Below are 12,515 nucleotides of genomic sequence, written 5' to 3' on the forward strand. Positions count from 1 at the left end.
GAATGCACCATTCCAGTAATCCCGTCATGTGCATGTTTCCCTGTTTCGCGGTGTGGTGGAGGCGCCACCAGCATAGGGCGCGATGCTTGACTACGCCAATAAATATTGCTTATTTATCTATAATGCAAAGCGATACGTACGGTAAAACATCGTTTTTTTAAGTGTATAACCGTTATTTATGGCCATTTTCCATTTATTCATGGGTGGACGGGCTACGCGCAAGCGCCATCGCTATTACACTAGGAGGACAAGGAGAACTGTATGAGCCAGACCAGCGTAGAACTCAAGGTCGATTTAAATGACAATTCGCCTTTATATATGCAGATCGCCCGCAAGCTGAGCGATGACGTACGCAACGGCCGCTACCAGGTAGACCAGGCCCTGCCATCCGAACGAACCCTGTCCGAACTGCTCGACGTATCGCGCGTGACTGCCCGCAAGGCCATCGATCAATTGGTCGAGCAAGGCCTCGTCGTGCGCCGCCGTGGTTCGGGCAACTATATTGCCCCGCGCATCGAACAGCCGCTGTCGAACCTGTCGAGCTTTTCCGAGCAGTTGCAGCAGCGCGGCTACCGCCCCGGCTCGCGCTGGCTCAAGCGCGATGTCGTCATCGCCAGCAGCGATGAACAGCTGAGCCTGGGCCTGGCGCAGAACACGAAAGTGGCGCGCCTCGAGCGCTTGCGCCTGGCCGACGATGTGGTGATGGCGTATGAAGTGAGCGTGCTGCCATTCAGCGTGGTGCCGGATCCGGCCGCCGTGGGCGATTCGCTGTACGAATACTTGAACAGCATCAAGAAGGCCCCCGTGCGTGCCTTGCAGCACATCCGCGCCATGAACGCGACGGACGTGCTGGCCAAGCAGCTGGGCATCCCTGATGGCCAGGCCGTGCTATTTATTACGCGCATCGCCTACCTGGAATCGGGCGAGGCGGTGGAACTCACGCATTCGTATTGCCGCAGCGATCATTACGATTTTGTGGCGGAGATGCGCCGCGCTCCCTGAATCTACTGATCGAGCAGGCGGATCATGGATTCGGCCACGCCGACGGACGACTCCCAGCTCATGCCGGTTACCAGCCGGCCATCGACCTCGACGTGACTCTTGCCGTTGGCGCCGTGCCTGAAGATGCCGCCATGGCGCTTGATGCTCGCTTCCGCCGAAAAGGGATAGGCCTTGTATACCGGCGATTCCTTGTTGAGATACGCATCGGGGAACGAGGTGAGCACCTTGCCCTGGATCAGGAAAGTCCCGTCACTGAGCTTCAGATTCTTGATGCCCTCGGTGCCATGGCAGATGGCCGCGATCACCCCGCCCTGTTGTTCGTAGATGCGCACAGCGATGTCTTGCAGCGGCTTGTTGTCCGGGATGCCGACGATGGCCGCGCCGCCGCCGACGAACGCCATGCCCGCATACTCGTCTGCCCTGACCTCGGCGACGGACCTGGTATGGGCCAGTGCCCACATGAAATCACTGTCGTACAGATGCTTCTTGAGCAACTCATCCGACGTGACGATCATTTCCAAAGGAATGGCGCCACCGTCGGGACTGACGAAGTCGACCGCATACCCTGCTTTGCGAAAGGCATCATAGGTATAGGCCAGCTCGGGGAAATTATTGCCAGCGTTAATTTTCGTGCCCGGATATTGATGCACATTCGACACCACCAGCAGCACTTTGCGTGCGCGGCGCGGGGCTGCCGGCTCGCGATCGGCCGACTTGCTGATGATCTTCCAGTTGCCGGCGATCTTTTTCAACAGAAATACATCCACATAGCGCACCCCGTGCTGGGGAATGTGGATCTCGGCCTTGGCGGTGGCCACCTTGCCGCTCGCCTCCACCTTGATCAGTCGCCCGTGGCGCCCATTGAATTGCCCTATTTTCTCTTGGGAAAAGAGTTTGGCGTATTCCGGACCACTGAGCTCCCATTCCGCATCGTTTTTGCCGTCCAGGTAAAGACGGGCGCTTGCATGGAAGGCCTGGTTGATCTCGTCCGGTACGTTGAAGCTGGTGCCATGCAGATACAAGCGCACGGTCTCCCGGATGGCATTTTCGTCCTGGTCGGCGGTGGCGGCGGTGCCGGCGGCGGCGCTGCTGAGCAAGCAACAAACGAGTATCGTTCGCAATAAAAACTGAATCATGGATTTACCCTGCATGTAGAACGGCGTTTATCGGAGCAACGACTATTTCAGGTCGTTGATGGTCGATAATTTATCGAAATGCAGGGAAATTAATGTCGCCAAACATGATTTCAGACTCCGGAATGGCGATTCCGGAGCGGTTTTATGCGGAAATGGTCCTGGCCGCCTGACTGGGTTGGGCCCTGAAGCTGGCGGGCGTCTGCCCAGCAACTTTCTTGAAGGTTGAGTAGAAGGTGGAGCTGGAATTGAAGCCGCAGCGCTCGGCAACGGTATCCATGTTCAGTTGCGGTTCGTCTATCAATACCTGTTGCGCTTCGGCGATACGGTATGCGTTGACGTAGGTAGTGAAGCTCTTGCTCAGCTTGTCATTCAGCACCTGCGACACCTGCGCCTGCGTACATCCCGCCCGTTTGGCCAGTTGGGCCAGGGTCAGATTCGGATTCAGATAGGATTTCTGCCCGCTCATCTGTTGTTCCAGCGCAGCGAGCACGGCCAGCGCATCGTCGTGTGTCAGGCGGCTGTTCTGGTACTTCTGCTTCAGGTCGCCAGGCGTCGAGGTTTCCTTTCTCAGCAGAAAGACCATGACCGCGACATGCAGCGAGAAGGTGAACGACAAGGCGCCGACAATATACGACGTGAACGGCGTGCTCGCGTACGCCGCCAGCATGATAGCGCTGCCTGCAAAGACGCTCAGCAGTAGCACGCTGCTGGTCGCCATCCGCTGTCCGTCATTCAGCCATGCATGGCGGCTTTGCCAGAGCAACTTGGCAGTTGCCAGCAGGTAGCCTAGCCAGAACACATGAATGGCATGACTCGACAGGTCCCACACACGACGATACGCGGAATACGGAAAGGCAACGCCTATGACTATCAGCAGGAAGGACAGGCCGAGATGCCAGCGCCATTGTTGTCCGGCTGGCTGTTGTGTAAGCCCGGCGATGAAAGAGCGCACATAGAGATAGGTCAAGGGACCGATCAGCAGGCAGGCCGACAGGCCCAGCTGGCGAAATTCGATGGCGATCGCCGGGTTGAAGTAGAGGAAGGCGGATTTGGCGGTGCGCACTCCGACGGCAAGCAGCAATGCACCGAGCATGCAGTCGGCCAGACTGCGGGGCCGACGGCTGAAAAAATAGACGGCCAGGAAAATACCGTTGATGGCGCCAAGGGCGCTAAACAGGAACAGCAATTGGCGAGCGATCATGGGCGTGTCGTGGATTAGGACGTCGAATCGAAGTATAGACACAAACGGGAGCGTATCGAAGTACAAGTAGTAAGCCACCTTCCTGCACCAGCCATAAACTCCCGTTATGCCCGCCCACCAAGCTTTCATGGCTGATCTTGCCCGTTGGTATTAAACTGGTTTCACGTTCAACTATGTTCGAAAATCATGTTGAAAACTGAAACCCCGAGCCGGCGGCATCCGGATCTGGACCTGTATCCGGTGGAGCAACTGGTGGCTGCGCTGGTTGATGACCAGTTCTGGGCCGTCGAAGCCGTGCGGCTGGCCTCGCCGCAGATAGCGGCCGCCATCACGGCCGCCCTGCCCCGCATCGCGGCCGGCGGCCGCCTGCTGTACGTGGGCGCCGGCACGTCGGGCCGGCTTGGCGTGCTCGACAGCGTTGAATTGACTCCCACGTTTTCCTGGCCACCCGAGCGGGCCGTCGCCATCCTGGCCGGCGGCGCGGGCGCCATGTTTGCGGCCGTCGAAGGGGCGGAAGATGATGTACAACAAGGCGAGCGGGATGTGCTGGCCTTGCAACCGCAGGTCAACGATGTGGTGATCCTGCTGGCCGCCTCCGGCGCCACGCCGTACGTGCTGGGCGCGCTGCTGGCCGCGCGCAAGGCGGGCGCCTTGACGATAGGCATCGCCAACAATGTGGACGCTCCCGTGGCGCATGAGGCGCAATGCGGCATCGTGCTCGACACCGGCACGGAAGTCATTTCCGGCAGCACGCGTCTGAAAGCGGGCACGGCGCAAAAAATTACCCTGAACACGATTTCCAGCGCCTTGATGGTAGGTTTGCACAAAACTTACGGAAACTTGATGGTAGACTTGAAGCCGACCAACGCCAAGCTGATCTGGCGGGCCGTGCGTCTGACCATGCATGCCACGGGCGCCAGCGAGGCGCAGGCCAGGACCGTGCTGGAGCAATGCCACTATCACGTCAAGGTGGCGATAGTTGCCTTGATAAAAAAAATCAACACAAACCAGGCACAGGCATTGTTGGCCGGCGCGGACGGCAGTGTGCGGGTGGCACTGGCGGCCTGATCCGATGGCGCGGCATTCTTCTGTCTGGGAGACAAAGAAGGATGTATGGAGCTAGTGAAACAAACCACCGCGGCGCGCGCGAACAAGCCGTGGCTGTGGATCCCATCCCTGTATTTCGGCCAGGGCATTCCCTATGTAGTGGTCATGACCTTGTCCGTGATCATGTACAAGAACTATGGTTTCAGCAATACGGATATCGCGCTGTATACCAGCTGGCTGTACTTGCCTTGGGTCATCAAGCCCCTGTGGTCGCCCTTTATCGATATGTACCGCACCAAGCGTTTTTGGATCGTCGGCTTGCAGCTGGTGATCGGCGCCGCGCTGGCGCTGGTGGCCCTGACGACGTCCTTGCCCCACTTTTTCCAGATCAGCCTGGCTATCTTCTGGCTGATGGCCTTCAGTTCCGCCACGCATGACATCGCCGCCGACGGCTTTTATATGCTGGGCCTGGAAGAGCACCAGCAGGCGGCCTTTGTCGGCGTGCGCAGCACGTTTTATCGCCTGGCGATGATCGCGGGCCAGGGTGGCCTGGTGTTTCTGGCCGGCTATCTCACGCATGCGACGGGCAATGTGCAGCTGGCCTGGTCCGTCGTGTTCGCGATTCTGGCGGGCCTGTTCATCGCCCTGTTCCTGTACCACTATTTTGTCTTGCCGAAACCGAAAGATGACCGCCCCAGCATCCAGGACGCCGGTGTTTCCCCGTTGCAAGAGTTCGTCGCCACCTTTGCCGCCTTCTTCAAGAAGAAGGATATTGTCGTCATCCTCGGCTTCTTGCTGCTGTTCCGCCTCGGCGAAGCGCAACTGCTCAAATTGGCCGCGCCCTTCCTGCTCGACCCCGTCACCAAGGGCGGCCTGGGCCTGAGCACGGAACAGGTGGGCCTCGTCTACGGCACCATCGGCGTGATTGCCCTGACCCTCGGTGGCTTGCTGGGCGGATTCATCATTTCCCGCTTCGGCTTGAAACGCTGCCTGTGGATCATGGTGCTGTCCGTGCACCTGCCCGACCTGGTCTTCGTCTACCTGGCCAGCGCCTTGCCCAGCAGCATCTATGTGATCGCGGGGGGCATCGCCCTGGAGCAATTTGGCTATGGCTTCGGTTTCGCTTCCTACATGTTGTACATGATCATGGTGTCCGATGGCGCGCATAAAACGGCCCATTACGCCATTTGCACGGGTTTCATGGCCCTGGGCATGATGCTGCCGGGCATGGCCAGCGGCTGGATACAGCAAATGCTCGGCTACCAGCACTTCTTCATCTGGGTCTGCATCGCCACCATTCCTGCTTTCATCATGGCTGCGCTGGTCAAGATCGACCCGGAATTCGGCAAGAAGGCCGAGGCCTGATTCTTTTGAACCGTGCGCCCGCAAGGATGGCGGGCGCACAGTAAAATGCCCGCACCGATACACCTGCGCTTCACCACTGCAAGGAATTGTTTTGTTGTCTACTTTGAAAAAACGCCTGGGCACCACGGCTGGCGTGCTGGCCGCGCTGGCCACCGCCACATTGCTCAGCAGCTGTACCAGCACCAAACTGCCCTCCGCAGTGACGCCAGGCGAAGCGGGCTTGCCGGCCGTGCCGCCCGTGCAGCACATCACGGGCGAAGTGCCGCCGCCAGCGCCGCGCGAGTTCCGCGCCGCCTGGGTCTCGACGGTCGCGAATATCGATTGGCCCAGCCGCAGCAATTTGCCTGTCGCCAAGCAGCAAGCCGAGGCGATCGCCATCCTCGACCGCGCCAAGTTCTTGAATCTGAACGCGATTGTGCTGCAGGTGCGGCCCAGCGCCGATACGATTTACCCGTCGCAACTGGAACCGTGGTCGGAATACCTGACTGGCAAGCAAGGCCAGCCGCCGTTGCCCATGTATGACCCGCTGGCTTTCTGGGTGGCGCAGGCGCATGCGCGCGGCCTGGAATTGCACGCCTGGTTCAACCCCTACCGTGCCCGTCACGCGACGGCCAAGTCGCCGCTGGCGCGCGACAGTTTCGCGTCCACCAACCCGGCATCCGTCAAGCAATATGGCCGCTACCTGTGGATGGACCCGGGCGACGCCGCCGCCTCGAAGCACACGACGGACGTGGTGCTGGACGTGGTGCGCCGCTACGATATCGATGGCGTGCACATCGACGATTACTTTTATCCGTATCCGATCGATGCGCCTGGCGCCGGCGCCGGTGCGGAAACAGCCGCGCTGGACGCGGGCAATGGCGGCGCCAAGCGCGAACTGCCGTTTCCCGATGAGCCTTCCTGGCAGCAATATCTGCTGGCCGGTGGCCAGTTGGACCGCCCTTCCTGGCGCCGCCAGAACGTCAACCAGCTGATCGAAGCCTTATATACCGGTATCCACCGCGAAAAGAGCTGGGTGCGTTTCGGCATCAGCCCGTTCGGCATCGGCCGTCCCGACCGCCGCCCTGCCGGCATCGTCGGTTTCAGCCAGTACGATAAATTGTATGCGGATGCGGAACTGTGGCTGGCCAAGGGCTGGCTCGATTACCTGTCGCCGCAGCTGTACTGGCCCGTGGCGCAGGCACCACAGGCGTTTGGCGTGCTGCTCGACTATTGGCTGGCGCAAAATCCGTATGGCCGCCACGTGTGGCCGGGTTTATATACGAGCCGCATCGACAATTCCGCCAAGTCCTTCACGCCGCAAGAGATCATCAAGCAGATCGAAGTAACGCGCACGCGCCCCGGCGCGAATGGGCAAGTGCATTTCAGCATGGCGCCGCTGATGCAGAACCGCAAGGGTGTCAGCGAGCAACTCAAGGCCATGGTGTACCAGAGCCCGGCCTTGATTCCCGCCACGCCGTGGTTGGGCAAGGACGCGCCGGGCACGCCCGTGCTGGCCTTGCGCCGCGATTCCACCAGCCTGAACGTCAAGTTGACGTCGGGTGGCGGCAAACCCGTGGCGCAATATGCCGTCTGGGCCCGCTACGGCGAAGACTGGCGCTTTAGCGTGGTCACGGGCGTGCAGGGCGAGCTGACCCTGGTCGATGATGCCATTGGTAAAGTCAACGCGGTGGTGGTCAGCGCCGTGGACCGTCTCGGCAATGAAAGCCCCCGCGTCACCGTGCGCACACCGTTTACGGTCGCCGCCAAGTAATTGTTGACCGTTCAACGGTAGTCCATAACCTGCAGGCATGAAACATGCGCAAGCTTTCATGCCTGCAAGCCCAGCTTGGCTTTACACTCTTGCCATGATTTCCTTCCCTACAGCCAATAATGCGGTGCCCGTGCTGGGCCTGGGCATCGACGCGGGCGGCACGCAGACGCGCTGGGCCCTGGCCACCGTTGACGGCGTCATCGTGGCCGACGGCGCCGTGGAAGGCTTGTCTGCCTTGCAAATGAGCAGCGATGCGGGCCGCGCAGCCGTGCACGCCACGTTCACCGGGCTGTGCCAAGCCGTGCTGGCCATCGGCCAGCCGCGTGCCGTGGTGGCGGGCTTGACGGGTTTTGGCGGCGATGATGCCGTTTTGGCGCAAACCTTGGCCACCCTGCTGGCGCTGGACGCCGGCAACGTCAGCATCGGCAACGATATCGACATTGCGTATCGCGACAGTTTTGAACCAGGTCAGGGTTATCTGGTCTACGCTGGCACGGGCTCGATCGCCGCCTGGATCGATGCGGAGGGCGTGTTTCATCGGGCGGGCGGGCGTGGCGTGCTGCTCGACGATGGCGGCGGCGGTTACTGGATCGCCCGTGAAGCCTTGCGCCACATCTGGCGCCGCGAAGACGAGGCGCCCGGCAGCTGGCAAAGCTCGCCCATGGCCGAGGCCGTGTTTGCGCAACTGGGAGGCAGCGACTGGTCGCTGTCGCGCGCCTTCATGTATGGCCAGGACCGGGGCGCCATCGGCCGGCTGGCGCTGGCCGTGGCCGCCAGTGCGGACACCGATCCGCTGGCGCTGGACATCTTGCAGCGCGCGGGCCAGGAGCTGGCGCGTTTGGCGCTGGCCCTGACGGCGCGCTACGGCCCGCGTCCCGTGGTGCTGGCGGGCCGCGCGGCGCAGTTGCACCCGGCCATCGCCGCTGCCATGCGCGCCGCTTTGCCTGTATCGTTGCAGATGGAGCAAAAAATTGCCCGCTCGCATGAGGCCGCTGCCAAGCTGGCAGCCAGGACGGCCAGCGTGTATGCCGGCAAAGACTGACTATTTTATTAACCCGAACATGGATCTTTCATGAAAAAAATCGCCCTCGCCCTGCTGGTGGCCCTGCTTTCCGCCTGTACCACGCCCGCGCCGCACCTCGACCATAGCTTGACGGCGCGCAGCCAGAGCCCGCGCGTCAAATTCATCGTCATCCATTACACGGTCAGCGACCTGCCCCGCTCGATCAAGATCCTGACGGAACAAGTGGTCAGCAGCCATTATTTGCTGACGGATACGGACAAGCCGAAGTTTTACGTGCTGGTCGACGAATCGCGCCAGGCCAATCACGCGGGTGTGAGTAACTGGAAGACTTATACACAGCTGAATGTCAGCTCGATCGGCATCGAGATCGTCAATCCTGGCTACAAGGACACGCCGGAAGGCCGCCTCTGGTATCCATTCCCGCAGGCACAGATCGATGAACTGATTCCGCTGTTGAAAGATATCCAGGCTCGCTATAACATCGCGCCGGAAAATATCCTGGGTCACAACGAAATCGCCCCGCAGCGCAAGCAGGATCCGGGGCCGCTGTTTCCATGGCGCCAGCTGGCCGATGCGGGCCTGATCGTCTGGCCCGATGCCAACCGCGTGGCCGCGCAACGAGCCATTTTTGAGCAGCAAGTGCCGGATGCCGTCTGGTTCCAGAAAAAGCTGGCCCAGCATGGTTACGCGACGCCGAATACGGGCGTCTTCGACGAAGCGACGCGCAATGTGCTGATCGCCTTCCAGATGAAGTACCGCAATACGCGCTTTGACGGCATGCCCGATGGCGAGACGGCAGCCCTGCTGGAAGTGCTGACGACGCCGGCCGCAGCTGTTGTAGCAAAGTAGCACGGCCGTTCCAGCCCATGACTTTTTCTTATATGCTGAACGTTGACGGCCCAGACGGCCACGGCAAGGTAAAGGAATAGCTCATGCGGCTGCGTCATATCGAAGTGTTTCACGCCATCATGCAAGTTGGCACCATCAGCGGTGCGGCCCAGGTGCTGCATATCTCGCAACCGGCCGTGACCAAGGTCTTGCAGCATTGCGAGTTGCAACTGGGCATGCCGCTGTTCGAGCGCGTGCGGGGCAAGCTGTATCCGAAGCCCGAGGCGCACCGTTTGTTTGTCGAAACGGAAAAGCTCAACCGCGATTTATTGGGCATCCGCCGCCTGGCGGCCAGCCTGAAGGGCCATGCGGTGGAAACCATCCGTTTGGTGTCCACGCCGACGCTCGCCATCAGCGTCTTGCCGTTTGCCATGACGGAGTGGCGGCGCGACTTTCCCCATACGCGTTGCCAGCTGGCCACTCACCACACGGGCGAGATCGTCAATACCCTGCGCCTCGGTGAAGCGGACCTGGCCGTGTCGCTGCAAGACCCGCGCCATCCGGGCATCGTGGCCGAACCGATCGCGCACGGTGTCATGACGGTGATCGCGCCGGCCGGCACCTGGCATGCGGCCGATTGCGGCACACCGTTGACGGCGCAGGGCTTGAACGGCGAGCTGATCGGCCATGCGGACAACGACCCGCTGGGCGAACTGGTGGTGGCCGCCTGCGAGGCGCAGGACATCCACCCCGTGTTTTCTACCGTGGTGCAGACCTATCAAATTGCCCGTTCCCTGGTGGAAGCGGGCGCCGGCATGGCCGTGGTCGACCCGTTTACGGCCGCGTCCGGCTTGCCCGAGCGGCTGCAGCGCCGTCCTTGGGCACCCACGATACCGATCCAACTGTATTTATTGACGGCGAGCCACTCGCCGCTGTCGCATGGCGCGCGGCGCCTGGCCGACAGCATCGGCGTGGCGGCGCGTCAGTGTCTGGAAAGAGGAGTCTGATGTCTGTTGCAAGTTTGCAATTAGAAGCGGTGGGCAGCGATCCGCAATTTCGCCACCTGAGCAGCATCGCCGGCATTGCCGTCGACTTGCGCTACGCCACGCCCGACAATTTCGTCGGCCGCGACTTATACAGCCCCATCGATTGCGCCTGGCTGCACCGCGACGCGGCCGCCGCGCTGGAACAGGCCGTGGCCTGGCTGGCCGCGCATCGCCCCGAGCATCATTTATTGGTGCTCGACGCCCTGCGTCCGCAACGGGTGCAGCAGCAACTGTGGGATGCGTTGCAGGGAACCGAGTTGCTGGGTTATATCGCCGAGCCGTCGCGCGGCTCGATTCACTCGTTCGGCATGGCGCTCGACATCACCATCGTGGGACCGGACGGGCAGGAACTGGACATGGGCACGGGCTTTGACGACTTGAGTGAGCGCTCGCATCCGGCGCTGGAGCTGGCTTTGCTGGAAAGCGGGGAGATTACGCAGGAGCAGGTGGCGCACCGCCGCTTGTTGCGCGACGCCATGTTCCAGGCGGGCTTCTTCGGCATCAACAGCGAATGGTGGCATTTCGATTGCGGCGACCGGGTGCTGGTGCGCCAGACCTACACCCGGGTACTCTGATTAAAAGACCTTTAATCCCTTCAGCATCACGATCAGGATCAATACAGGCGAGACAAAGCGCAGCAGGAACAGCAGCACATGCGCCAGTTTTCTGTTCTGCAACTGGCCATGATTGCTGATCGCCTCGATGAAATGCTGCTTGCCCCAGGCCCAGCCTGTAAACAAGGCAATCGCGATGCCGCCCACGGGCAAGAAGATATTCGACGAGACGAAGTCGAACAGATCAAACATATTCAAATTAAACAGCTTGAAGTCCGCCAGGGTGCTGTTGCTCAGGGCGCAGACGGAACCGAGCACGGCCAGCAGCAGCATGGTCACCACGGTGGCCTTGGTGCGCGTCCAGCCGAAGCGTTCATGGAAGATCACCACGGGCACTTCCATCAGCGACAGCATCGCCCCCGTGGCGGCCACGGCTGCCAGGATGAAGAACACCACCATCAGCGCTTGCCCCATCGGGATTTGCGAGAACACGGCGGGAATCGTGATGAACACCAGCGACGGTCCCGCGCTGGGGGCGAAGCCAAACGTGAACACGGCAGGGAAGATGGCGATGCCAGCCAGCATGGAGACGCCCAGGTCGGCCGCCATCACGCGTAAAGTCGTCACGGGGATATTCTGGTCATCGCGGAAATAGCTACCGTACGTCATCATCGTCCCCATGCCGACGGACAATTTAAAGAAGGCCAGGCCCATGGCCGTCAGCACGACGGAAGCCGTCAGCTTGGAAAAATCAGGACGGAACAGGAAGGCCAGGCCTTCGCCCGCTTTATCGAGCGACAGGCTGACCGCACAGAGCAGCAGTAGTAACAGAAATAGCAGCGGCATCAGCTTCTTGGCGATCGCCTCGATACCCTTGGTCACGCCCAGCATCAGGATGCCGCCGATAAACAGCAGCACGCCCCATTGCCACAACAGCGATTGGAAAGGATTGCTGATCAGTGAGGCGAAGGCCGCTTCCGTCACCAGCTTGTCGCTGCTGAGGATGGAGCCATCGATGGCCTTGGCGATATACGCAAACACCCAGCCCACCACTTCCGAATAGAACGCGACGATCAGGAAGGCGGCGACCATGCCGATCACGCCGACCAGCCACCAGGGCTTGCCCTTCGGTGCCAGCTGTTCCATGGTGGAGATGGGATTGACCTTGGCGCGGCGGCCCAGGGTGATTTCCGCGATCATCACGGGCAATCCCACTAATAAGGTGGCGAGCAGATAGATGAGCAGGAAGCCGGCGCCGCCATTGGCGCCCGTCAGGTAGGGGAACTTCCAGATGTTGCCGAGACCGACTGCGGAACCGAGGGTGGCGGCGAGCACGCCGAAGCCAGTGGTAAAGCCAGCTCGTTTCAGGGTCAGGCCTGATCCTTGAGCTTGTTGTTTCATGGTGAATCTTCTATGGTGGGACGCGAATTTGCGCTGAGGGGGCGAAATTGTAGCAGTTGGCCGCAAATACCCCGGAAAAGCCTTGCTACTGGCGGGGCGCTTTGCTATAGTTCGCCTCCCCAATGAGACGCAGTCAAATGCGGCACTTGAGGATCACC

At 60.8% G+C, this 12,515-nt stretch carries 11 protein-coding genes; 8 read left to right on the top strand and 3 right to left on the bottom strand.

The window, feature by feature from the left end:
• Positions 1-261 precede the first annotated feature (261 nt).
• Positions 262-1,002 carry a GntR family transcriptional regulator gene (locus K0F86_RS09855; protein WP_219134209.1) on the top strand — a complete coding sequence of 247 codons (741 nt, stop codon included), beginning with the start codon at positions 262-264 and terminating at the stop codon, positions 1,000-1,002.
• A 2-nt stretch (positions 1,003-1,004) separates the two neighbouring features.
• Here K0F86_RS09855 and K0F86_RS09860 read toward each other — a convergent pair whose 3' ends face one another.
• Together K0F86_RS09860 and K0F86_RS09865 are read right to left on the bottom strand one after the other, a co-directional pair.
• On the bottom strand, positions 1,005-2,138 hold the full coding sequence (locus tag K0F86_RS09860) for a nuclear transport factor 2 family protein (RefSeq protein WP_219134210.1): 1,134 nt from the start codon (positions 2,136-2,138) through the stop codon (positions 1,005-1,007).
• A gap of 142 nt (positions 2,139-2,280) precedes the next feature.
• On the bottom strand, positions 2,281-3,339 hold the full coding sequence (locus K0F86_RS09865; protein ID WP_219134211.1) for a helix-turn-helix transcriptional regulator: 1,059 nt from the start codon (positions 3,337-3,339) through the stop codon (positions 2,281-2,283).
• 186 nt (positions 3,340-3,525) lie between these two features.
• Here K0F86_RS09865 and K0F86_RS09870 point away from each other — a divergent pair, with 186 nt between their 5' ends.
• From K0F86_RS09870 to K0F86_RS09900, 7 genes are all read left to right on the top strand, one after another.
• The gene (locus K0F86_RS09870; protein WP_219134212.1) at positions 3,526-4,407 is read left to right on the top strand and encodes an N-acetylmuramic acid 6-phosphate etherase; all 882 of its coding nucleotides are present in this window, start codon (positions 3,526-3,528) and stop codon (positions 4,405-4,407) included.
• A 45-nt stretch (positions 4,408-4,452) separates the two neighbouring features.
• The gene (locus tag K0F86_RS09875) at positions 4,453-5,751 is read left to right on the top strand and encodes an MFS transporter (RefSeq protein ID WP_219134213.1); all 1,299 of its coding nucleotides are present in this window, start codon (positions 4,453-4,455) and stop codon (positions 5,749-5,751) included.
• Between the two features lie 91 nt (positions 5,752-5,842).
• Positions 5,843-7,504, top strand: a complete 1,662-nt coding sequence (locus K0F86_RS09880) for a glycoside hydrolase family 10 protein (protein WP_219134214.1) — start codon at positions 5,843-5,845, stop codon at positions 7,502-7,504.
• Positions 7,505-7,598: 94 nt separating this feature from the next.
• Positions 7,599-8,546: an N-acetylglucosamine kinase gene (locus tag K0F86_RS09885; protein ID WP_257572069.1), complete on the top strand. Its 948-nt coding sequence runs from the start codon at positions 7,599-7,601 to the stop codon at positions 8,544-8,546.
• Positions 8,547-8,576: 30 nt separating this feature from the next.
• Positions 8,577-9,377, top strand: a complete 801-nt coding sequence (locus K0F86_RS09890; protein WP_219134216.1) for an N-acetylmuramoyl-L-alanine amidase — start codon at positions 8,577-8,579, stop codon at positions 9,375-9,377.
• Between the two features lie 83 nt (positions 9,378-9,460).
• Complete coding sequence (locus K0F86_RS09895) at positions 9,461-10,363, top strand: LysR family transcriptional regulator (protein ID WP_219134217.1); 903 nt, start codon at positions 9,461-9,463, stop codon at positions 10,361-10,363.
• Positions 10,363-10,977 carry a M15 family metallopeptidase gene (locus tag K0F86_RS09900; protein ID WP_219134218.1) on the top strand — a complete coding sequence of 205 codons (615 nt, stop codon included), beginning with the start codon at positions 10,363-10,365 and terminating at the stop codon, positions 10,975-10,977. The genes K0F86_RS09895 and K0F86_RS09900 overlap by 1 nt, the downstream gene beginning before the upstream one ends.
• Here the strand turns inward: K0F86_RS09900 and K0F86_RS09905 are convergent, their stop codons facing one another.
• Positions 10,978-12,357 carry a sodium-dependent transporter gene (locus tag K0F86_RS09905; protein WP_219134219.1) on the bottom strand — a complete coding sequence of 460 codons (1,380 nt, stop codon included), beginning with the start codon at positions 12,355-12,357 and terminating at the stop codon, positions 10,978-10,980.
• Positions 12,358-12,515 lie beyond the last annotated feature (158 nt).

Origin of the sequence: Janthinobacterium sp. UMAB-60 (genome assembly GCF_900095235.1) — a bacterium.
In the GTDB taxonomy this organism is placed as follows: Bacteria; Pseudomonadota; Gammaproteobacteria; order Burkholderiales; family Burkholderiaceae_D; genus Janthinobacterium.